Annotated in this window: 18 protein-coding genes and 1 pseudogene; 15 read left to right on the top strand and 4 right to left on the bottom strand. The window is 76.1% G+C overall.

Annotation, left to right across the window (positions count from 1 at the left end; genetic code table 11):
• Positions 1-40: 40 nt before the first annotated feature.
• The 5 genes from F1641_RS14845 to mshC all read left to right on the top strand — a co-directional run bounded on the left by F1641_RS14845 (position 41) and on the right by mshC (position 4,279).
• Positions 41-703 carry a hypothetical protein gene (locus tag F1641_RS14845; RefSeq protein ID WP_194906808.1) on the top strand — a complete coding sequence of 221 codons (663 nt, stop codon included), beginning with the start codon at positions 41-43 and terminating at the stop codon, positions 701-703.
• Between the two features lie 82 nt (positions 704-785).
• A complete protein-coding gene (locus F1641_RS14840) occupies positions 786-1,520 on the top strand; it encodes a histidine phosphatase family protein (protein WP_194906806.1) in 735 nt (244 codons plus the stop codon).
• Between the two features lie 20 nt (positions 1,521-1,540).
• Positions 1,541-2,104 carry a DUF3090 domain-containing protein gene (locus F1641_RS14835; RefSeq protein ID WP_194906804.1) on the top strand — a complete coding sequence of 188 codons (564 nt, stop codon included), beginning with the start codon at positions 1,541-1,543 and terminating at the stop codon, positions 2,102-2,104.
• Entirely contained in the window at positions 2,101-2,955 is an 855-nt protein-coding gene (locus F1641_RS14830; RefSeq protein WP_194906970.1) for an SCO1664 family protein, read from the top strand. The genes F1641_RS14835 and F1641_RS14830 overlap by 4 nt, the downstream gene beginning before the upstream one ends.
• A gap of 37 nt (positions 2,956-2,992) precedes the next feature.
• On the top strand, positions 2,993-4,279 hold the full coding sequence (gene mshC, locus F1641_RS14825) for a cysteine--1-D-myo-inosityl 2-amino-2-deoxy-alpha-D-glucopyranoside ligase (RefSeq protein WP_194906802.1): 1,287 nt from the start codon (positions 2,993-2,995) through the stop codon (positions 4,277-4,279).
• 10 nt (positions 4,280-4,289) lie between these two features.
• On the opposite strand, the gene F1641_RS14820 is transcribed toward mshC, so the two are convergent.
• The gene (locus tag F1641_RS14820; RefSeq protein ID WP_194906968.1) at positions 4,290-5,111 is read right to left on the bottom strand and encodes a PAC2 family protein; all 822 of its coding nucleotides are present in this window, start codon (positions 5,109-5,111) and stop codon (positions 4,290-4,292) included.
• Between the two features lie 162 nt (positions 5,112-5,273).
• Here F1641_RS14820 and F1641_RS23960 point away from each other — a divergent pair.
• The 10 genes and pseudogenes from F1641_RS23960 to F1641_RS14775 form a co-directional block, all read left to right on the top strand.
• Positions 5,274-6,512, top strand: a pseudogene (locus F1641_RS23960) (sensor histidine kinase); the annotation flags it as partial.
• Positions 6,513-6,650: 138 nt separating this feature from the next.
• The gene (locus F1641_RS22515; RefSeq protein ID WP_305079863.1) at positions 6,651-7,466 is read left to right on the top strand and encodes an ABC transporter ATP-binding protein; all 816 of its coding nucleotides are present in this window, start codon (positions 6,651-6,653) and stop codon (positions 7,464-7,466) included.
• Positions 7,466-10,291: an ABC transporter permease gene (locus F1641_RS14810; RefSeq protein WP_194906800.1), complete on the top strand. Its 2,826-nt coding sequence runs from the start codon at positions 7,466-7,468 to the stop codon at positions 10,289-10,291. The genes F1641_RS22515 and F1641_RS14810 overlap by 1 nt, the downstream gene beginning before the upstream one ends.
• An 11-nt stretch (positions 10,292-10,302) precedes the next feature.
• Complete coding sequence (locus tag F1641_RS14805) at positions 10,303-10,983, top strand: response regulator transcription factor (protein WP_194906798.1); 681 nt, start codon at positions 10,303-10,305, stop codon at positions 10,981-10,983.
• Positions 10,984-11,006: 23 nt separating this feature from the next.
• Positions 11,007-11,711: an HAD family phosphatase gene (locus F1641_RS14800; RefSeq protein WP_309225626.1), complete on the top strand. Its 705-nt coding sequence runs from the start codon at positions 11,007-11,009 to the stop codon at positions 11,709-11,711.
• A gap of 148 nt (positions 11,712-11,859) precedes the next feature.
• Positions 11,860-13,533, top strand: coding sequence for an ABC transporter substrate-binding protein (locus tag F1641_RS14795; protein ID WP_194906796.1), 1,674 nt, complete (start codon positions 11,860-11,862; stop codon positions 13,531-13,533).
• 12 nt (positions 13,534-13,545) lie between these two features.
• Positions 13,546-14,550, top strand: a complete 1,005-nt coding sequence (locus F1641_RS14790; RefSeq protein WP_194906795.1) for an ABC transporter permease — start codon at positions 13,546-13,548, stop codon at positions 14,548-14,550.
• Entirely contained in the window at positions 14,547-15,473 is a 927-nt protein-coding gene (locus F1641_RS23385) for an ABC transporter permease (protein WP_194906793.1), read from the top strand. The genes F1641_RS14790 and F1641_RS23385 overlap by 4 nt, the downstream gene beginning before the upstream one ends.
• Complete coding sequence (locus F1641_RS14780; protein ID WP_194906791.1) at positions 15,473-16,519, top strand: ABC transporter ATP-binding protein; 1,047 nt, start codon at positions 15,473-15,475, stop codon at positions 16,517-16,519. The genes F1641_RS23385 and F1641_RS14780 overlap by 1 nt, the downstream gene beginning before the upstream one ends.
• Positions 16,516-17,619: an ABC transporter ATP-binding protein gene (locus tag F1641_RS14775; RefSeq protein WP_194906789.1), complete on the top strand. Its 1,104-nt coding sequence runs from the start codon at positions 16,516-16,518 to the stop codon at positions 17,617-17,619. The genes F1641_RS14780 and F1641_RS14775 overlap by 4 nt, the downstream gene beginning before the upstream one ends.
• A 21-nt stretch (positions 17,620-17,640) precedes the next feature.
• Here the strand turns inward: F1641_RS14775 and F1641_RS14770 are convergent, their stop codons facing one another.
• The 3 genes from F1641_RS14770 to F1641_RS14760 all read right to left on the bottom strand — a co-directional run bounded on the left by F1641_RS14770 (position 17,641) and on the right by F1641_RS14760 (position 21,798).
• Entirely contained in the window at positions 17,641-18,753 is a 1,113-nt protein-coding gene (locus F1641_RS14770) for a class I SAM-dependent methyltransferase family protein (RefSeq protein ID WP_194906787.1), read from the bottom strand.
• A 157-nt stretch (positions 18,754-18,910) separates the two neighbouring features.
• Positions 18,911-20,836, bottom strand: a complete 1,926-nt coding sequence (locus F1641_RS14765; protein ID WP_194906783.1) for a bifunctional diguanylate cyclase/phosphodiesterase — start codon at positions 20,834-20,836, stop codon at positions 18,911-18,913.
• Between the two features lie 62 nt (positions 20,837-20,898).
• Positions 20,899-21,798 carry a PD-(D/E)XK nuclease family protein gene (locus F1641_RS14760; protein ID WP_309225625.1) on the bottom strand — a complete coding sequence of 300 codons (900 nt, stop codon included), beginning with the start codon at positions 21,796-21,798 and terminating at the stop codon, positions 20,899-20,901.
• Positions 21,799-21,855 lie beyond the last annotated feature (57 nt).

The following is a 21,855-nucleotide window of genomic DNA, read 5'->3' as shown; positions in this document are numbered from 1 at the left end:
CTTCGCTCAAGCCGCGGCCCGCGGCTGCCGATGCCACGGCGTGGCCCACGCCGACCCGACCGCGCGCGCCCGCCAGACCGCCGCCGCCCGCCGGGCCGGCGCGCTGCTGCTGGCGGCCTGCTGCGCGCTGAGCGCCGCCTGCTCGCCGTTCGGCTCCGCCGACGACGGGACCGCGGCCCCACCGCCCCTGTCGACGGCCGCGCCCGCCTCGGGCCAGAGCCTGGTGGCCGGCACCGGCCCGCAGCCCTCCCCGCCGGCGCCGGTCCCGGCGGCGACCGTGACGCAGGACACGACGTCGTTTGTGACGGTCACGAAGCCGGCGCCGCCGGCGAAGACGGTCACGGCGGGCGGCGACGGCGAGATGTGCGCCGACCTGGTCTCGCGCAGCGTCGTCGGGGTCGGGGTGGCGGCCGTCGCCTCGCAGGGCGCGGTCCAGCTGAGCTGGATGAGCCGCAAGGGCGCCTCCCTGGAGGGGTGGCGGATCGCCGCCGCCCGCCAGGACCTGGTCTCCGGGGCCCAGCCCCCGCTGGTGTGGAAGGACGTGCCGGCCCCGGCCGGGTGCCAGATGGCCACCACGACCATCACGGGGCTCACCAGCGGCAGCCGCTACCAGTTCTGGCTGCACACGGTGCTGACCGACCCGCTGGGCGGAGACCCCGCCGTGGTGATGGTCGGGCGCTCGCCCGTCGTGGACGTGCCCTGAGCCCCGACAGGCCACCGGTGGGCGCCGACCAGCGCTGACCGGCGCTGACCGGCGCTGACCGGCGTCGGTTAGCGTTCCGGGCGTGCCGACGCTGCTCCTGGTCCGCCACGGCCGCACGGCCGCCAACACCGGCGGCCTGCTCGCCGGCCGCACGCCCGGGGTCGGCCTCGACGAGCTCGGGGCCTCGCAGGTCGCCGCGCTCGGCCGGCGGCTGGCGCCCCTGCCGCTGGTGCGCGTGGTCGCCTCGCCGCTGGAGCGCTGCCAGGCCACCGCCGCCGCGCTGCTCGGCGTCCCCGGTCCCGAGGGTGCACCCCGCCCGGCGCTGGAGACCGACGAGGGCCTCTCGGAGTGCGACTACGGCGACTGGACCGGCCGGCCCATCGCCGAGCTCGTCAAGGAGCCCCTGTGGCCCGCGGTGCAGGCGCACCCGAGCTCGGTGGTCTTCCCCGGCGGGGAGTCCATGCGGGGCATGCAGCAGCGCGCCCTCGACGCGGTCCGCCGCGTCGACGCCGAGGTGGCCGCGCAGCACGGCGAGCACGCGGTGTGGGCGGCGGTCAGCCACGGCGACGTCATCAAGGCCGTCCTCGCCGACGCCCTCGGCGTCCACCTGGACGCCTTCCAGCGCATCGTCGTCGACCCGGCGTCGGTCTCGGTGGTCCGCTACACCGCGCTGCGGCCCTTCGCGGTGCGCACCAACGACACCGGCGGCGACGTCACCTCCCTGCTGCCGCCTCCCCCCAGCCACCCCGGCGCCCCTGAAGCCGGGCCGGCGAGCTCCGACGCCGTCGTGGGCGGAGGAGCAGGGGCGGCCCGCTGACCAGGAGGTAGGTTCGCGCCATGCCCCGGCAGGTCTTCGACTACGACCCTCCGGAGCGGTTCGTGGCCGGCACCACGGGCCCTCCCGGAGGCCGCACCTTCTTCCTCCAGGCCCGCGCGGGCACGGCGCTCACGTCCGTCGCCCTCGAGAAGGCCCAGGTCAGCGCCCTGGCCGAGCGCGTCGAGGAGCTCCTCGACGAGGTCGTCCGCCGCAGCGGCGGCGCCGCCCCCGTGCCCGCGGTGATGCCGGCCGACGCCCGCGACGACGCCCCCCTCGACACCCCCATCGAGGAGGAGTTCCGCGTCGGCACCATGACCCTCGCGTGGGACGGCGACCGCGAGGTCGTCGTCATCGAGTGCTTCGAGGTCGGCGACGGCGACGAGGAGGCCGAGCTCGAGGGCCTGGCCGACGACGCCGACCCCCGCTCCCTGCTCCGGGTCAGCCTGCCGGGCGCCCGGGCCCGCGCCTTCTCCGTCCGCGCGCTCGCGGTGGTGGCCGCCGGCCGCCCGCCGTGCCCGTTCTGCGGAGACCCCCTCGACCCGTCCGGGCACGTCTGCCCCCGCGCCAACGGGTACCGCCGCTGACCAGCTCCCAGCCCCCCGACCAGCCCGACCAGCCCGACCTCCTCGACCACCTGTCGCGGGGCGACCTCGAGGTCACGGGCCGGGTGGTCGGGGCCTCCAACACCACGCTGCTGGCGCGGTGCTCCCTCGGTGGCGCCTCGGTGCCCTGCGTCTACAAGCCCGTGGCGGGCGAGGCGCCCCTGTGGGACTTCCCCGACGGCACCCTGGCGGGCCGCGAGGTGGCGGCGGCGCTCGTGTCGGCCGCCGCGGGGTGGGACGTGGTGCCGCCCACCGTCCTGCGCGACGGCGAGCTGGGCCTCGGGTCGGTGCAGGCCTGGGTCGGCCCCGACCCCTCCGCGGGGGCCGGTGACGAGGAGCTCCTGACCCCGCCCGGAGGGGGCGTCATCGACGTCGTCGCCCCCGCGGCGGTGCCCGGCGGCTGGCGCGAGGTCGTGCGCGGCGAGGGCTGGGGCGGGGAGCCGGTGGTGCTGTGCCACGCCGACGACGCCTCGCTGCGCCGCATGGCCGCCTTCGACGCCGTCGTCAACAACGCCGACCGCAAGGGCGGCCACGTGCTGCGCGGCCTCGACGGCGCGGTCCGGGGCGTCGACCACGGCCTGACCTTCCACGAGGACCCGAAGCTGCGGACCGTGCTGTGGGGCTGGGCCGGGGAGCGGTTCGACGACGACGTCGTGGCGCTGCTGGAGGCCACCGCCGCGGCGCTGGACGGCGAGCTGGCCGAGCGCCTGTCGCAGCTGCTGACCGACGACGAGCTGCTGGCCGCCGAGCTGCGCGTGGAGCGGCTGCTGGCCCGGGGGCGCTTCCCGAAGCCCCCTCCGGGCGGGCGGGCGCTGCCCTGGCCCCCCTTCTGAGGGACCGACCCGCCGGCGCTGGGTAGGGTCGCGGGCGATGCGTCCCTGGCCAGCCCCCGCCGTCCCCGTGCTGCCCGGGCGCGGTGAGCCCGTGCTGCTGCACGACACCTCCACCGGAGCGCTCGTCGTCGCGGCCCCCGGTCCGAGCGCCCGCCTGTACGTCTGCGGCATCACCCCGTACGACGCCACCCACCTCGGGCACGCCGCCACCTACCTGGCGTTCGACCTGCTGCAGCGCGCCTGGCGCGACGCGGGCCTGAAGGTCCGGTATGTGCAGAACGTCACCGACGTCGACGACCCGCTGCTGGAGCGCGCCACCCGCGACGGGGTCGACTGGCGCGAGCTGGCCGCCTCGCAGGTCGAGCTGTTCGCCACCGACATGGAGGCCCTGCGGCTGCTGCCGCCGGCGTCGTGGGTCGGGGCGGTGGAGGCGGTCCCGCGGATCGCGGCCGCCGTGCGCGCGCTGGTCGCCCGGGGCGCCGCCTACACGCTCCCGCCGGCTCCCGACCAGGTGAGCAGCGCCGACGGCGACGTCTACGCCGACCTGTCCGCCGACCCCCGCTTCGGCAGCGTCTCCGGCCTCGGCCGCGCGACCATGCTCGCCCTGTCCGCCGAGCGCGGCGGAGACCCGCAGCGCCCCGGCAAGCGCGACCCGCTCGACCCGCTGCTGTGGCGCGCCGCCCGCGAGGGCGAGCCGAGCTGGGACGGCGGCACCCTGGGCGCCGGGCGCCCCGGCTGGCACGTGGAGTGCACCGTCATCGCCGTCGACGACCTCGGCTCCGGCTTCGACGTGCAGGGCGGCGGCTCCGACCTGGTCTTCCCCCACCACGAGATGAGCGCCTCCCACGGGGGGCTGCTGTACTCCCCGCCGTTCGCGCGGGTCTACGCCCACGCCGGCATGGTCGGCCTCGACGGCGAGAAGATGAGCAAGTCCAAGGGCAACCTGGTGCTCGTCTCCAAGCTCCGGGCCGCCGGCGTCGAGCCCGCCGCGGTGCGCCTGGCGGTGCTCGCGCACCACTACCGCTCCGACTGGTCGTGGACGGAGCAGGGCCTCGACGACGCCGCGGCCCGCCTCGCCCGCTGGCGCGCGGCCGTGGCCGTGGGCGGCGGCGAGCCCGGACGGGCCGCGCAGGAGGCCGTGCTGGCCGACCTGCGCTCGCGCCTCGCCGACGACCTCGACGCCCCCGGCGCCCTCGCCGTCCTCGACGCGTGGGCCGCCACGGCCCTGGCGGCGCCCGCCCCGGCGGTGCCGTCGGAGGGCACCGGCGCCCGCGCCGACCTCGTGGCCGACGCCGTCGACGCCCTCCTGGGCGTCGCCCTCTGAGCCGGGTGGCTCAGACCTTGCCGGTGGTGCCCTCGTCGGGGCGCCGGCGCAGGTAGCGCTCGAACTCCCGCGCGATGGCCTCCCCGGAGGCCTCCGGCAGGTCGGCGGTGTCCTTGGCCTCCTCGAGCTGGCGCACGTACTCGCCGATCTCGGTGTCCTCGCTGGCCAGCTCGTCGACCCCGTGCTCCCAGGCGCGGGCGTCGTCGACCAGGTCGCCCAGGGGCACCGGCTCGCCCAGGACCTCCTCCACGCGCCCCAGCAGCGCCAGCACCGCCTTCGGCGAGGGCGACTGCCCCACGTAGTGCGGCACCGCCGCCCACAGCGACAGCGACGGCAGCCCGGCGCCCACGGCGACCTCGGAGACCACCCCGACGATGCCGGTGGGCCCCTCGTAGGTGGAGCGCTCCAGCGAGAGGCGGCTCAGCAGGTCCTCGTCGTCCGTGGTCGAGGACACGGGGATGGGGCGGGTGTGGGGCACGTCGGCCAGCAGCGCGCCCAGGGTGATGACGGTGCGCACGCCGCGGCGCGCGGCGTGGTCGAGCACCTCGCCGGTGTAGCGGCGCCAGCGCATCGACGGCTCGATGCCGTGCACGAGCAGCACGGTGCGGCCGCTGACGGGGGCGGTGGCCACCCAGACCTTCGTGGTGGGCCAGGTGATGGTGCGGCGGCCGTCGTCGCCGATGCTCACCTGCGGCCGGTTCACCTGGAAGTCGTGGTACTCCTCGGGGTCGAGCTCGGCCACGAGCTCGGCGCCCCAGGCGCGGCGCAGGTGGTCGAGCGCGCCGCTCGCCGCCTCGCCGGCGTCGTTCCAGCCCTCGAACGCCGCGAGCATCACCGGCTCGGCGAGCGCGAGCGGCTGCTCGTCGTGCTCCGACTGACCCTCTGTCACGGGAGCCAGCCTAGGCGGGAGGTCGGCCCCGGGGTGGACGCGGCGGGTGCGCGGCTCACCCGCCAGGACGACGCAGGCGCCCGCTCGGGCGCCTAGCGTGGCGCCGTGCCCGACCAGCGCCCCCAGCCGCGCGGGCGGGTCGACCGCTCCGAGGTGTGGGTGCGCACCCACCCCGTGGTCGCCGACGCCGCGCTCTTCGGGCCCCCCGCGCTGCTGCTCGCCGGGGTCTTCGCCGCCGACGGCTCCTGGCTGCAGGCGCTCGCCTCCCTGGTGCAGGTGGGCGTCCTCGCGGTGCGCCGGGTGCGCCCGGTGCTGGTCGCCTCCGTCGTCTTCGGGATCGCCGCGCTCCACCTGGTGACCGGCGCGGTGTGGGGCGGGGGCGGGGGAGAGGCGCTCGCGGTCTCCCCGGCCGACCTCGCCGTGCTGGTGGCCCTGTACTCGCTGGCGGCGCACGGTCCCCGGTGGGCCCGCTACTCCGGCCTGCTGGTGGCGCTCGCGGGCGCGGCGGGCCTGGGGCTGTCGCTGGGCAGCGGCTCGGGCAGCCTCCAGGAGGCCGCGGTGGTGGCGGTCTCCGCCGCCGGCACCGCGGGCGTCCTGGCCCTGCTGGCCTGGACCGCGGGCCAGTGGAGGCGCACCCGCCTCGCGCACGTGCGCACCCTGGAGGAGCGCGCCCGCGGCGTGGAGACCGAGCGCGGCCAGCTGCAGGCCCTGGCCGCCGCCGCCGAGCGCGCCCGCATCGCCCGCGAGATGCACGACGTCGTCGCGCACTCCCTGTCGGTGGTGATCGCGCAGGCCGACGGCGGGCGCTACGCCGCGGCGGCCGACCCCGCCGCCGCCGTGCGGGCCCTGGAGTCGGTGGCCTCCACCGGGCGCGCCGCCCTCACCGACATGCGCCGCCTGCTCGGCGTGCTCCGCGAGGACGGCGGCGCCGAGCTGGAGCCGCAGCCCACCGTGGCCGACGTCCCCGCCCTGGTGGCCTCGGTGCGCGGCAGCGGCCTGCCGGTGGCGCTGGTGACCACCGGCACGGCGCGGCCCCTGCCCGCCGGCGCGGCCCTGGCCGTCTACCGCGTGGTGCAGGAGGGCCTCACCAACGTGCTCAAGCACGGGGGCCCGTCGGCGCGCGCCACCGTGCGCCTGCACTGGTCCGACGGCGCCCCCGGCAGCGGGGCCGGCACCCCCCGGCTGGAGGTCCACGTCGAGGACGACGGCCGCGGCGCCTCCGCCGCCGCCGAGGGCGACGGCGTCGGCCGCGGCCTGGCCGGCATGGCCGAGCGGATGGCCCTCTACGGCGGCACCGCGCACGCCGGTCCCCGCACCGGCGGCGGGTTCGCCGTCCACGCCGTCCTCCCCGTGCCCACCCGCGGTCAGCCCTCGGGTCAGCCGGGGGGTCAGCCGGGGGGTCAGCCGGGGGATGACGGGGCCGCGCACATATGGGCCTGCGCGCCGACGCGGCGGGCGCGGCCTCCGCGCCACGCTGGGCGCATGACCTCGACCGCCCCCCTGCCCGAGCACCCCGCCGGTCCCGCGGCGAGCGCCGTCGGCCTCACCAAGACCTACGGGCGGGGGCCCGCCGCGGTCCACGCCCTGCGGGGGGTCGACGTCTCCTTCGGGCGCGGCGCCTTCACCGCGATCATGGGCCCCTCCGGCTCGGGCAAGTCGACGCTCCTGCACCTGCTGGCCGGCCTCGACACCGCCACCTCGGGCCAGGTGCTCCTCGGCGACACCGACCTCAGCCGCCTCGACGACACCGCGCTGACCCTCCTGCGGCGCGAGCGGCTCGGGTTCGTCTTCCAGCAGTTCAACCTGCTGCCGGTGCTCACCGCCGAGCAGAACATCGTCCTGCCCACCGAGCTGGGGGGCCGCAGGGGGAGCAGTGGCAGCCGGGGCAGCGCCCCGCTCGACCGCGAGTGGCTCGGCGTCCTCGTCGACGTCCTGGGCCTGCGCGAGCGCCTCGGCCACCGCCCCTCGGAGCTGTCCGGAGGCCAGCAGCAGCGCGTGGCCATCGCCCGCGCCCTGGTCACCAAGCCCGAGCTGGTCCTCGCCGACGAGCCCACCGGCAACCTCGACTCCCGCTCCGGCGCCGAGGTCCTCGACTTCCTGCGCCGCAGCGTCCGCGAGCTCGGCCGCACCGTGGTCATGGTCACCCACGACGCCGTCGCCGCCTCCTACGCCGACCGCGTGGTGCTCCTGGCCGACGGCGCGCTCGCGGGCGAGGTCACCGACCCCACCCCCGAGGCCGTCACCGCCGCTCTCGACGCGCTGCGCACCTCCCTGCCGATGGCGGGGAGCGCCCGCTGATGCTGCGCCTGACCCTCCGCCAGGCCCGCTCCACCGCGGGCCGCCTGCTGCTCGCCGGCGTCGCCGTGGCCATGGGCACCGGCTTCGTGGCCGCCGTGCTGCTCACCTCCGCACTGTTCACCCGCACGATCAGCGCGTCGGTGGCGGCTCCCTACGCGGGGGCCGACGTCGTCGTCCGCACCAACGGCGAGCCGCTCACCGGTGCCGAGGTCGCCGACGCGGCGGGCGCGCCGTCCGTGGCCGCCGCCGACGGGCGCGTCGACTCCGGGGTGCAGCTCGTGGGGGAGCGCGGCACCGAGTACACCGGCCTGCGCAACACGGCCACCGCGCCCGCGCTGGCGGCCGCGGACCGCGACCGGCTCGCCGCGGGCGAGCTGCCCAGCGCCTCCGGCGAGGTCGCGCTGAGCGCCTCGACCGCGGACCGCCTCGACGTCGGGCTGGGCGGGACGCTGTCGGTGCGCACCTACCCCACCACCACCGCCACGACCACCGCCGCGACCTCCGCCGACGGCACCGCCACGAGCGCGCCCGAGCCGGTCGACGTGCCGGTGACCGTGGTCGGCCTGCTCGACGACGACGCCGGCGCCCTCCTCGACTCCTCCGGGTCGGCGCTCGCCACCACGGCGGACGCCCTCGCGTGGACCAGCGGGAACTACACCGACACCTCCGGCGCGCCCCTCACCGGCTTCAGCGCGGTGCTGGTGCGTGCCGCGCCGGGAGCCTCGCCGGAGGCGGTCCGCGACGCCGTCGCCGTCCGCCTGGACGCCGCGGGCCTGCAGACCCGGACCGGTGGGTGGGACCCCTCGCAGGGCTGGACCGGTGACGCGCCCCCGGTCGACGTGCTGACCACCCAGCAGGTGGTCGACAGCGCCGTCGACAGCGCCCTCGGCAGCGCCCGCGTGCTCACGAGCATCGTGCTGGCCTTCGCCGCGGTGGCCCTGTTCGTGGCCACGACCGTCATCACCAACACCTTCTCGGTGCTGGTGGCGCAGCGGACCCACCAGCTGGCGCTGCTGCGCTGCGTGGGCGCCACCAAGCGCCAGGTGCGGCGCAGCGTGCTCGCCGAGGCGGCGGCGCTGGGCGTGGCCGCCTCGGTGGTCGGCGTGCTGGTGGGGGCGGGGCTGTCCGCCGTCGCCGCGGCCGTCCTCGCGCGCTTCGCCCCGGGGGTCCCGGTGCCCGCGGGGGTGGTGCTGACCCCGGTGGCCGTCATCGCGCCGCTCGTCGTGGGCACCGGGGCCACCGTGGTGGCCGCGCTCGCCCCGGCCCGGGCCGCCACGCGGGTCTCCCCGCTGGCCGCGCTGCGCCCGGCCGCCGCGCCCGACCTGCGCACCCGCACCTCCAAGGTCCGCCTGGCGTCCTCGCTGGTGCTCCTGGTCGGCGGCGGCGTGCTCCTCGTCGGTGGCGTGGTGCTGGCCACCGGGGTGCTGACCTCGAGCGACACCACGACGGGCACCGACGGCGACCTCGCCACCCTCGGCATCGCCGCCGCCGTCCTCGGCGGCATGGCCTCCTTCAGCGGCGTGCTGCTCGGCGCGGTCTTCCTGGTGCCGCAGGCCGTGGCCCTCGTGGGCCGCCTGGTCGCCCGGGGCGGAGGCGCCCCGGCGCGCCTCGCCGCCCTCAACGCCGTCCGCAACCCCCGTCGCACCGCCTCCACCACGGGGGCGCTGCTCATCGGCACCACGCTGGTGGCGCTGATGGTGGTCGGCGCTGCCACCACCAGCCGCACCCTCGCGGCGGCCCTCGACCGGCAGTTCCCTGTCGACGTGCAGGTCAGGGCGGTCGACGGTCCCGACGGTCCCCAGCCGCTGGCCCCCGAGGTCGCGCAGGCCGTGACCGCGGTCCCCGGCGTCGCGGCCTGGACCCCGGTGCTGACCGCCTCCCTGGCCGCCAACCGGGGCACCACCCCCGACCCGACCGACCAGGTCTGGGTCGACGCCGCCGCCGCGACCCGCGAGCAGCTCGCCTCGGTGCTGCCCGACCCGGCGTGGGTCGACGCCCTGGCGCCCGGCACCGTCGTGGTGCCCCGCGACCTCGCCGACGCCCTCGGCGTCACCGACGGCGACCAGGTGGTCGCCTACCCCGCGACCGCCCAGGCCCAGTACGACGACCAGGGCGCGCCGACCGGGTGGGCCGGGGCGGCGCCGCAGGGGCACGCGCTGCGCGTGGCCGTCACCGACCTCGGCGGGTACCAGGCGCTGGTGCTGCCCGCGGACCTCACCGCGACCGACCCCGGCGCCGCGAGCTCGGCGCTGTGGGTGCACCTGTCCGGCGACGCCGACCCGGTGGAGGTCGCCGGGGAGGTCCAGACCGCCGTCACGGACACCACCGGCACGGACGTCGCCACCTCCCCGGTCTCCGTCTCCGGGGCGGCCGCCGAGCGCGCCGGCTACGAGCGGATCATCGACACGATGCTCCTGGTCGTCGTGGGGCTGCTCGCCGTCGCCGTCGTCATCGCCCTGGTCGGCGTGGCCAACACGCTGAGCCTGTCGGTGATCGAGAGGACCCGTGAGAACGCCGTCCTGCGGGCCCTGGGCCTGACGCGCGGGCAGCTGCGCCGCATGCTGGCGCTGGAGGGGGCCCTGGTCGCCGGGGTCGGCGGGCTCCTCGGGGTGGTCCTCGGGTCGCTGTACGGCTGGGCGGGCGCCGCCTCGCTGCTCGGCGGGGTCGCCACCGCGGGGGGCGCGGCCATCTGGACCCCCGAGCTGCCGTGGGGGCGCCTCGCGCTGCTCCTGGTGGTGGCCGTCGCCGCGGGGCTGCTGGCCTCGGTCCTCCCGGCCCGGCGGGCGGTGCGCACCCCGCCCGTCGCCGCCCTGGCCGAGCAGTAGGGTCGCCGAGCGTGACGAGTCCGATCAGGGTGCTGCTCGTCGACGACCAGCAGCTGCTGCGCGCCGGCTTCCGCATGGTCATCGACTCCCAGCCCGACCTGCAGGTCGTGGGGGAGGCCGGCGACGGCGAGCAGGCGGTCTCGATGGCCACCGCGGTCCAGCCCGACGTGGTGCTCATGGACGTGCGCATGCCGCGCGTCGACGGCATCGAGGCCACCGCCCGCATCACGGCGTCGCTGCCGGCGTCGAAGGTGGTGGTCCTCACCACCTTCGACCTCGACGAGTACGCCCTGGCGGCCATCCGCGCCGGCGCCAGCGGGTTCCTCCTCAAGGACGCCCCGCCCGAGGAGCTGCTCGCCGCCGTGCGCACCGTGCACGCCGGAGACGCGGTCATCGCGCCGTCGACCACCCGGCGGCTGCTCGAGCACGTCGCGCCGCTGCTCCCCTCGGGGGAGGACGGCGAGGGCGCGGCGTCCAGCCACCTGCTCGACGCCCTGACCGAGCGCGAGCGGGAGGTGCTCGTCCTCATGGCGAAGGGCCGCTCGAACACCGAGATCGCCTCCGACCTGTTCGTCGCGGAGGCCACGGTCAAGACGCACGTGAGCCGGGTGCTCGCCAAGCTGGGGGCCCGCGACCGCGTCCAGGCCGTGGTCACGGCCTACGAGACGGGCCTGGTCAAGCCCGGCGGCTGACCCGCTGCCTAGGGTGGTGGAGCGTGAACGCCGCACACGAGCTGCCCGCCGCCGTCCTGTGGGACATGGACGGCACCCTCGTCGACACCGAGCCGTACTGGTTCGAGGCCGAGTTCGCCCTCGTGGCCGAGCACGGCGGCTCCTGGTCCGACGAGCAGGCCCGCTCCCTGGTCGGCTCCGACCTGCGCGAGTCGGCGCGGCGCCTGCGCACCGAGGGCGGGGTCGACCTGCCGATCGACGACGTCGTGGCCGCGCTCCTGGGCCGGGTGGTGGAGTCGGTCCGCCGCGAGGTGCCCTGGCGCCCCGGGGCCCGCGAGCTGCTCGCCGCCGTCCGGGCCGCGGGCGTGCCGTGCGCGCTGGTCACGATGTCGTGGGAGGTGCTGGCCCGCGAGCTGGTGGCCGTGCTGCCGGAGGGGACCTTCGACGAGGTGGTCACCGGTGACGCCGTGCGCCGCGGCAAGCCCGCCCCCGACCCCTACCTCGAGGCCGCCCGCCGCCTCGGCGTCGACCCGGCCCGCTGCGTCGCCCTGGAGGACTCCACCACCGGTGTGACCAGCGCGCTCGCGGCTGGGGTGCCCACCGTCGGCATCCCCTGCGTGGTCGAGCTGGAGGCCCGCCCGGGCCTGGTGCGGGTCGCCTCCCTGGAGGGCCGCGGCGTCGCTTTCCTGGCCGCCGTCGCCGCGGGCCGGGCCCCCGACGAGGAGGCGTCGGTGCCGCTCGCGCACTGACGGGGCGACGGCTGCGGGCGCGGGGGCCGTGTCCGGATCGTGACCTCCCAGTCGACCCCCAGGGCGTTCGGGGTCCGGTCCACGGCTTAACGTGCACGGGCCGCGTCCAAAGAAGGGGGCGGCTGGTCGAGACTCCGAGGAGACCCCTGTGAGAGCCCCCCGCCGCCTGCTCGCCCCCGCTGCCGTGACCCTGGCAGCGCTCGTGGCCCTGACCGGCTGCGCCCAGAGCGAGCGCGACACCACCAGCAGCGAGGGCTCCAGCGGCAGCGGTGGAGGCGGGGGCACCTTCGTCTTCGCGGCCTCCTCCGACCCGGTCATGCTCGACCCGGCGTTCGCCTCCGACGGCGAGACCTTCCGCGTCGCGCGGCAGATCTTCGAGGGCCTCGTGGGCACCCAGCCCGGCACCGCCGACCCGGCCCCCCTGCTCGCGGAGTCGTGGACCGGCAGCGACGACGGCCTCTCCTGGACCTTCCAGCTGAAGCAGGGCGTGGAGTTCTCCGACGGCACGGCGTTCGACGGCGCGGCCGTGTGCGCCAACTTCGACAGGTGGCACGGCTGGACCGGCCTGAACCAGTCGCAGAACATCAGCTACTACTACAACTCGATCTTCAAGGGCTTCGCCGACGGCGCCGAGGGCGAGCGCGGCATCTACGGCGGCTGCACCGCCGACTCCGCCACCCAGGCCACCGTCACGCTGACGCAGCCCTTCGCGGGCTTCATCCAGACCCTGTCGCTGCCGGCCTTCTCGATGCAGAGCCCGACGGCCATGGACCAGTACGACGCGAACAACACCGGCGGCACCGAGGACGACCCCCGCTTCTCCGCCTACGCCACCGAGCACCCCACGGGCACCGGGCCGTTCGTGCTCGACTCCTGGGAGCGCGGCCAGCAGGTCACCCTCAAGCCCAACCCCACCTACTGGGGCGAGGCCGCGAAGGTCGACGAGGTCATCGTCCGCACCATCGCCGACGGCAACGCGCGCCTGCAGGCGCTGCAGGCCGGCGACATCGACGGGTACGACCTCGTGGCCCCCGGTGACATCGGCACCCTGACCGACGCGGGCTTCCAGGTGGCCAACCGCCCCGCGTTCAACATCCTCTACCTGGGCTTCAACCAGGCCGACCCGGCGCTGGCCGACGTGCGCGTGCGCCAGGCGATCTCCCACGCCATCGACAAGCAGGCCGTGGTCACGCAGTCGCTGCCCGAGGGCAGCGAGCCGGCGATCGAGTTCATCCCCGAGACCGTCGCGGGCTACAACCCGAGCGTCACGACGTACGACTACGACCCGGAGAAGGCCAAGGCGCTGCTCGCCGAGGCCGGGCAGTCGAACCTGACGATCGACTTCAACTACCCGACCGACGTCTCCCGCCCCTACATGCCGGACCCGGTGGCCACCTTCACCGCGATCCAGGCGCAGCTGACCGCCGTGGGCATCACCGTGAACCCGGTGGCCAACCGCTGGAGCCCGGACTACCTGGACAAGATCCAGGGCACCTCCGAGCACGGCATCCACCTGCTCGGGTGGACCGGTGACTACAACGACCCCGACAACTTCCTCGGCGTCTTCTTCGGCCAGCAGTCGAACGAGTGGGGCTTCGACAACGCCCAGCTGTTCGACGCGCTGACGGCGGCCCGCGGCCTGCCCACCCGCGACGAGCAGGTGCCGGCCTACGAGGCCATCAACGAGCAGATCGCGCAGTTCGTCCCGGGCGTGCCGATCTCCTCTCCGGTGCCCTCGCTGGCGTTCGCGCCCGAGGTCCAGGGCTACCAGCCCTCGCCCGTCCAGGACGAGGTCTGGAACACCGTCAGCCTCTCCAGCTGACTGCCCGGCTGAGTGCTCTCCTTCGTCGTCCGGCGCCTGCTGCTGCTGGTGCCGGTGCTGGCGGGGCTCGTGGTCCTGCTCTTCGCATGGCTGCGGGCCCTGCCCGGCGACCCGGCCCGCGCGCTGCTCGGCCAGCGCGCGACGCCGGCGTCCATCGCCCAGGTCAACGCGGCGTACGGCTTCGACCAGCCGCTGCCCGTGCAGTTCGTCACCTACGTGGGCAAGCTGCTCCGCGGTGACCTCGGCTCCTCCAGCGCCACCGGCCAGCCGGTGCTGCAGAGCTTCCTCGACAGGTTCCCCGCGACCATCGAGCTGGCGCTGGCCGCCCTCGTCTTCGCCGTCGCGCTCGGCGTGCCCCTGGGGTACGCCGCGGCGCGGCGCGCGGGCGGCGCGCTCGACTCGCTGCTCGTCGGCGGCTCGCTGCTGGGCGTCACCATCCCGGTGTTCTTCCTCGCCTACCTGCTGAAGATCGTCTTCTCGCAGTGGCTGCCGCTGCTGCCGACGTCGGGCCGGCAGGACCCGCGCATCGACGCCACCCACGTCACGGGCTTCTTCGTGCTCGACGGGCTGCTGACCCGCGAGTGGGACGCCTCGCTCGACGCCCTGGTGCACCTGGTGCTCCCGGGCATCGCGCTGGGCACCATCCCGCTCGCGATCATCGTGAGGATCACCCGCGCCTCCGTCCTGGAGGTGCTGGGTGAGGACCACGTCCGCACCGCCCGCGCCAAGGGCCTGCCCCGCGGGCTCGTCAGCCGCCGCCACGTGCTGCGCAACGCGCTGCTGCCCGTGGTCACCACCATCGGCCTGCAGACCGGCCTGCTGTTCTCGGGGGCGGTGCTCACCGAGTCGGTGTTCGCCATCAACGGCATCGGCAGCTACCTGTTCCAGGCCATCAGCCAGCTCGACTACGCCGTCCTGCAGGGGTTCATCCTGTTCATCGCGCTGACGTACGCGTTGGTGAACCTGGTGGTCGACCTCCTCTACGGCGTCATCGACCCCCGTGTGAGGCTCTCGTGACCCAGGTCTCCGACGCGCTCGGACCCGCCGCGCCCACGACCCCCGACCCCGACGCCGTCGGCTCCGGCGGCCTCTGGCACAGCGCGTGGCGCCGGCTGCGGCGCAACCCCGCGGCCATCGCCGGGGCGGCGATCGTCGCCCTGTTCCTGCTGGTGGCGGTGTTCGCGCCGCTCATCGCACCCGGGCAGCCCGGGGTGCCGCTGCCGAACAGCGGCGTCACCCCCAGCTCGGTGCCAGGCCCCTCGCCGGGGCACCCCCTCGGCCTGGACAGCCCCGGCACCGACCTGCTCACCCAGCTCGTCTACGGGGCGCGGCAGTCGCTGCTCATCGGGGTGGTCTCGACGGCGCTCGGCCTGGCCGGGGGCGCCGTGCTCGGCGTGCTCGCCGGCGGCCTGGGCGGCTGGGTCGACGTGGTCGTGATGCGCGTCGTCGACATCCTGCTGTCGATCCCCAGCCTGCTGCTCGCCGTCAGCGTGGCCGCCGTGCTCGGGCAGCGCCCGGTGTCGGTGATGATCGCCATCGCGGTGGCGCAGGTGCCGATCTTCGCCCGGCTGCTGCGCGGCTCGATGCTCGCGCAGCGGGGCTCGGACTACGTGCTCGCCGTCCACTCCCTCGGGGTGCGGCGCCGCACGGTGGTGATGAGCCACCTGCTGCCCAACTCCCTGGGCCCGGTGATCGTGCAGGCGACCCTGACGCTGGCGACGGCGATCATCGAGGTCGCGGCGCTGAGCTACCTGGGTCTGGGCGACTCCAACCCGTCGACGGCGGAGTGGGGGCGCATGCTCGTCAACGCCCAGTCGCGCCTGTCGACCGACCCGCACCTGGCCCTGTGGCCGGGCTTCTGCATCGCCGTCACGGCGCTCGGCTTCACGCTCTTCGGCGAGGCCCTGCGCGAGGCGCTCGACCCCAAGGGGAGGAAGTAGTGGCGCTCCTGGAGGTCAGGGACCTCAGCATCTCCTTCCCCGGCGGCTCCGGTCGCGGCTCGGCGCTCTCGAAGGCCGTCGACGGGGTCTCCTTCGACGTCGAGGCCGGCCAGGTCGCCGGCCTGGTCGGGGAGTCCGGCTCGGGCAAGTCGGTCACGTCGCTGGCGGTGATGGGGCTGCTGCCGCACACCGCTCGCGTCAGCGGCTCGGCGTCCTTCGACGGGCGCGACCTGCTCGCGGTGCCGGAGCGCGAGCTGGAGGGGGTGCGGGGCCGCGAGGTCGCCATGGTCTTCCAGGACCCGATGACGTCGCTCAACCCCGTCGTCACCGTCGGCACGCAGATCACCGAGGTGCTGCGCCGCCACACCGGCGCCTCGCGGAGGGCGGCGCGCGACGAGGCCGGCGAGCTGCTGGCCCGCGTGGGCATCCCCGCACCGGTGCGCCGGCTGCGCGAGTACCCCCACCAGCTCTCCGGCGGCATGCGCCAGCGCGCCATGATCGCCATCGCGCTGGCGTGCAGCCCGAAGCTGCTCATCGCCGACGAGCCGACGACGGCGCTCGACGTCACCATCCAGGCCCAGGTGCTGGAGCTCATGGGCGACCTCGTGCGCGAGCGCGGCACGGCGATGCTCCTCATCACCCACGACCTCGGCGTGGTCGCCGGCCTGTGCGACACCGTCACGGTCATGTACTCGGGGCGGGTGGTGGAGCGCGCCGACCGGCACGAGCTGTTCGCGCGGCCGCGCCACCGCTACACCTCCGGCCTGCTGGCCTCGGTGCCGCGCCTCGACGCGCCCCGCGGGCAGCGGCTCCAGCCGATCCCGGGCACCCCGCGCGACGTCATCGGGTGGGACGCCGGCTGCGCCTTCGCCCCCCGCTGCTCCGCCGCCGACGACGCGTGCCGCGGCACGGAGCTGCCCCTGGTGAGCGACGGCGCACGGGACCGGCACCTGCTGCGGTGCGCCCACCCCGTCCCCGACCAGCACGACCAGCACGACCAGCACGACCAGCACGACCAGCACGACCAGCAGGAGCGCAGCGCATGACCGCCCAGACCGCCGGAGAGCCGGCTGCGCAGGACGACGTGCTGCTCTCGGCGCGCGGCGTCGCCGTCCACTACCCGGGCCGCGGCTCGGTGCTGCGCCGTCCGGCGCCGGTGCGCGCCGTCGACGGCGTCGACCTCGACGTGCGCCGCGGGGAGACCTACGGCCTGGTGGGGGAGTCGGGCTGCGGCAAGTCGACCCTGGGGCGGGCGCTGCTGCGGCTGACGGAGCCGACCGCGGGCAGCATCGTCCTCGACGGGGTCGACCTGCGGTCGCTGCGGCCCGAGCCGCTGCGGCGCGCCCGGCGGCAGATGCAGATGGTCTTCCAGGACCCGATGGCGAGCCTGGACCCGCGGATGGACGTGGAGGCCGCCGTCGCCGAGCCGCTGCGGGCGCACGGCCTGGCCACGGGCCGGGGCGAGCGCGGGCGCCGGGTGCGCGAGCTCCTGGGCCTGGTGGGGCTGCCGGCCTCGGCCGCCACGCGCTACCCCCACGAGTTCTCCGGCGGGCAGCGCCAGCGCATCGGCATCGCGCGGGCGCTGGCGGTGGAGCCCTCGCTCGTCGTCGCCGACGAGCCGGTGAGCGCCCTGGACGTCTCGGTGCAGGCCCAGGTGCTGAACCTGCTGGAGGACCTGCAGACCCAGCTCGGGCTGACGTACCTGCTCATCGCCCACGACCTCGCCGTGGTGCGGCACACCAGCGACCGGGTCGGGGTCATGTACCTCGGCGGGGTGGTGGAGGAGGCCGCCTCCGACGACCTCTACGCCCAGCCGCTGCACCCGTACACGCTGTCGCTCATGTCAGCGGTACCGGTGCCCGACCCGGTGGTCGAGGACACCCGGGAGCGGATCCTGCTCACGGGCGACCTGCCCAGCCCCGCCGACCCCCCGTCGGGCTGCCGCTTCCACACCCGCTGCCCGTTCGTGCAGCCGACGCGCTGCGCCGACGAGCGGCCGGTGCTGCGCGACCTGGGGATGCCGGGGGTGGGGACGCCGGGCCGCGGCCCCCACCGGGTGGCGTGCCACTGGGCCGAGGCGGTCCGCGACGGTCAGCTGCGGCCGAACGCCTCGGCCCACGACCCGGCGGCGGCCCAGCCCGCCTGAGCAGCCGGTCGTCAGCCGTCGTCAGCAGTCGACGCTGACGACGGCGTAGACGCCGTCCTGGGGGATCGTCACGGTCGTCCGGGCTGTGTCGATGCCCGCCTCGGCGACGAGCTCGAGCAGCTGCTCGGTGCTGCGCTCGCGCAGCAGCGGCCACCCGATGCCGCGCTTGTTCCAGTGCAGCTCGGGGCGGTCCGACAGCATGTTCGCGACGACGAGCACGCCGCCGTCGGCCACGAGGCGCCGCGCGTTGCGCAGCAGGCGCACGCAGGCGGCGTCGGAGAAGTACTCGAAGATGCCGAGCGCGTCGACGACGGCCGCCGAGCCCGGACCGAGCTCGTCGACCAGGTCGTCGCGGACCACCACGGTCCGGACCAGGTCGCGCTCGAGCACCACGACGTCGCGCTCGGGCAGGCCCTCCTCGAGGGCGAGGCGGTGGGCGAAGTCGAGGGCCACGGGGTCGATGTCGACCAGCACGAGGGCCAGCTCGTGGGGCTGGAGGGCCGATAGGGCGTCGAGCACCGGCAGGGCGCCGCCGCAGGCGAGGCTGACCCAGGTCGACCGCTCGGTGCGGCCCTGGGCGGTCCAGCGCGCGCTGGTGCGGGCGATGACGTCGCGCAGCACCGCGGCCCGGGTGCGGATGCCGACCGCGTCGAGGCTGTCGGTGAAGAACCCGCGGGCCTTGTCGTCGATGGGCACCCCGGTGGGCAGGTGCGAGGCGTGCGGCCGCTGGAGGGGGAAGAGCGCCCGCGCGCTGGGGACGAGCCGGCCGCGCCACTCCTGCAGGGCCGGGCTGTCGTCGTAGAGCCAGGCCGCGACCTCGTTGACGGGGATGACGCCGCCGCCCTCGACCAGCGGGCCGGGCCACTCGGGGTTGGCGCGCAGCAGCTGGTCGCGCGCGGCGATCTGCGCCTGGCGGAGCCGGCGCGTGGGGGACTCGTCGGCGAGGTCGGTGACCACGACGCGCCGCAGGAGCGCGCCGGTGGCCTCGTCGCGGCGCTCGAGGGCCAGGTCGACGACCCCCGTGGCGGGGGCCGCGCCGGCGAGCCCGAGGTCCTGGAGCGCCGGAGGGGCCGTCCGCTGGACGGGGAGCTCCTGCGCGGTGGGGGAGGTCCGTCCGGGGTGCAGGTCGGTCATGGTGCTCCGCTCGTCGAGGTTCGCGTGGCGGGTGTCGACTCGCCATGCTCGCGGCCATCGAGCCCGGTGCGTGGGACCTCAGGTGCCGGCGTGTCGCCCGGTGGAGGGACGTCCCTGACGCCGATCGGTCACGCGGTGTCACCCCTCGGTGCGCATGTCACTCAGAGTGACTGCGAGACCGCATCCGTGGCGGCTGCGGGGCGGGCGCTGCCTCTCCGGTGGACGCCGCCTCTCCGGTGGGCGAGGCCGGGACGGGGCGCCCGAAGAGCCAGCCCTGCCCGAAGGCGCACCCCCGCGCCGCCAGCCAGTCGCGCTGGTGGGGCTCCTCGACGCCCTCGGCGACCACCGCCATGCCCATGGCGTCGGCCATGGCGAGCGCGGCGGCGACCAGCGGGGCCTCCGCCTCCCGGGAGGTGATGTCGGTGATGAAGGTCTTGTCGATCTTGAGCAGGTCGGCGCCGAGCCGCCGCACGCGCTCCAGGCTGGAGGAGCCCGTCCCGAAGTCGTCGATGGCGGTGCGCACCCCCATCGCCCGGAGGCGGTGGAGGTTGGCGACCAGGTCGACCGAGGCGATGTCGTAGTCGCTCTCCACCAGCTCCACGACGAGCCGCGACGGGGCCAGGCGGCTGCTGATGAGCGCCTCCTCGACGGCGGCGGCGTACAGGGGGTCGGCCAGCTCGCGTCCGGAGGCGTTCACCGCCACGTGGGGCAGGTGCCCGCTCGGCGTGGGGGCCCAGCGAGCCGCCCGGTGGCAGGCCTCGCGCAGCACCCAGCCGCCGAGGTCGACGATCGCGCCGCTGCGCTCGGCGTCGGGGAGGAACTGGTCGGGGCCGACCAGGCCGCGGGTCGGGTGCGCCCAGCGGACCAGGGCTTCCGCGCCGTGCACCTCGCCGGTGGCGAGGTCGACCACGGGCTGGAAGTGCACCTCGAACTCGACGCGGGCCAGGCCGCGGCGGACCTCGCGGCCGTCGGTGCCAGGACCGCTGTGCTCGTGCACGCGGTCGCGGCCGCCCTGCTTGGCCAGGTAGAGGGCGCCCTCGGTGCGGGCGACCAGCATGGACTGGGTCTCCTCGCGTCCCCACCCCGCGACGCCCGCGGACGCGGTCACCCCGGCTGGGGTCGAGCGGCGCAGCTCCTCGACGAGCAGGGTGGCCTGGTGAGCGGTGCGCCCTGGAGCGACGACGGCGAAGGCGTCACCCGCCCAGCGGCCCAGCAGGACGTCCTCGGGCAGCGCCGCGGCCCAGGTCGTCGCCAGCTGCGCCAGGAGCTCGTCTCCGGCGCCCTCGCCGTGGGCGGCGTTGTAGGCGGTGAAGGAGTCGATGTTCAGCAGGGCGAACGCCACGTGGTGCTGGTCGGCGGAGGAGCCCAGAGGGCGACGCAGAGCGCGCTCGAGGCTGCGCTCGATGCCGCTGCGGTCGGGCAGGGAGGTCAGCTGGTCGGTCTCGGAGCCGTCGTGCATGGCCACCAGCCACGCGACGGCGAGGCCGAGCATCGCCGCGACGCCCCACAGGACGACCTGCTCGGCGACGCCCACCCCCTCCTGCTGCGCCAGCAGGGGCGCGCCCACCGCGGTGATGAGCAGGAGGTGGAGCACCGCCCCCAGGCGCGAGAGGGCGAAGAAGCCGTAGACGACGACGGGGTAGTAGACGACCGCGTACACCAGGGCGGTGCCCCCGCCGCCGGACACCAGCACGGCGAGCGACACCAGCAGCGTCGCGGTCAGCATGACCGCGTGCTGGGCCCAGCGCCGGCGCCCCTGCATCAGTCGCGTGAAGGTGAACGCGCTGGTGATGGCGACGACGTCGAGCGCGCGGACGAGCGCCACGACGCGGTCGCTGCTGGCGGACGGCAGGAAGGTCGAGACGAGCACGATGGCACCGCCGGTGCCCATGAGGACGGCCAGCAGCAGCGGAACGCTGGGCATGTACGACACCACGGGGGCCCGCCGCCACTGCATGGCCGTGCGACCGCTCGTCAGCTGACGCAGCAGGGGGCCCGGGCGCTGAGCGCGTTCCCCGGGTGCCGCGACCGCACCGCCGTGGAGGCGCAGGCGCCACGGCGGGGAGGCGGGGGTGGTGCTCACCCAGGGGTCATCGGCACGCCAGTCCCTCGGGAGAGGGACCTCGGGTGCCCCAGCGACCCGTTTCACCCGATCGCGGCAACCTCCGCGGGCTCCACCGGCAGCTGCACAGGGGCCTGCTGCACCCGGTCCGGCAGGGGCGGGGGAGTGCCCCCGAACTCGGGGCACAGCGCCTGGTGCGCGCACCAGCCGCACAGCTTGCTGCGCCGCGGCCGCCAGTCACCGCTCCTGCGGGCGCGCTCCACCGCCTCCGACAGCGCCTCGAGCTTGCGCTCGGTGGCGAGCAGGTCGGCCTCGGTGGGCTCCAGCCGGAGCACCACGCCGTCGCCGAGGTACACCAGCTGCAGCAGCGCGGGCACGACGCCGCGCAGCCGCCAGACGGCCAGGGCGTAGAAGCGCATCTGGAACAGGGCCTTGCCCTCGAAGCCCTCGCCGGGGGAGCGGCCGGTCTTGTAGTCGACCACCCGCACCATCCCGTTGGGGGCCACGTCGACCCTGTCGATGATGCCGCGCAGCAGCAGCCCTGACTCCAGCAGCGCCTCCACGCGCAGCTCGCGCTCGGCGGGCTCCAGGCGCGTCGGGTCCTCCAGGGTGAACCACCGGCTCACGAGCGCCGCGGCGGAGGCGAGCCACTCGCGCTCCTCCTCGCCGGAGAACATCTGCGCCAGCTCCGGCTCCTCCTCCTGCAGCCGCGCCCACTGCCCCGGGAGCAGCCCCTGGGCCGCCCGAGCGGTCCGCTCCGCCGCGGGCAGGTCGAAGAGGCGCTCCAGCGCCGCGTGCACCAGCGTGCCGCGGGCCGCCGCGGGCGACGGCGGCTCGGGCAGCCTGTCGACGGTGCGGAACCGGTACAGCAGGGGGCACTGCTGGAAGTCGGACGCGCGCGACGGTGACAGCGACCGCGCCGGCTTCTCCGCGGTCTGCGCAGGAGCCTGCTCCACGGTCTGCTCAGGGGTCTCGGTGGGCACCCGCCCACGGTAGGAGCGACCACCGACAGCCCCCCGGCAGCCCCCCGTACCCTGGGC

Source organism: Quadrisphaera sp. INWT6 (assembly GCF_015390235.1).
Taxonomy (GTDB): Bacteria; Actinomycetota; Actinomycetes; order Actinomycetales; family Quadrisphaeraceae; genus Quadrisphaera.
This window is presented reverse-complemented; position numbering and strand designations above follow the sequence as displayed.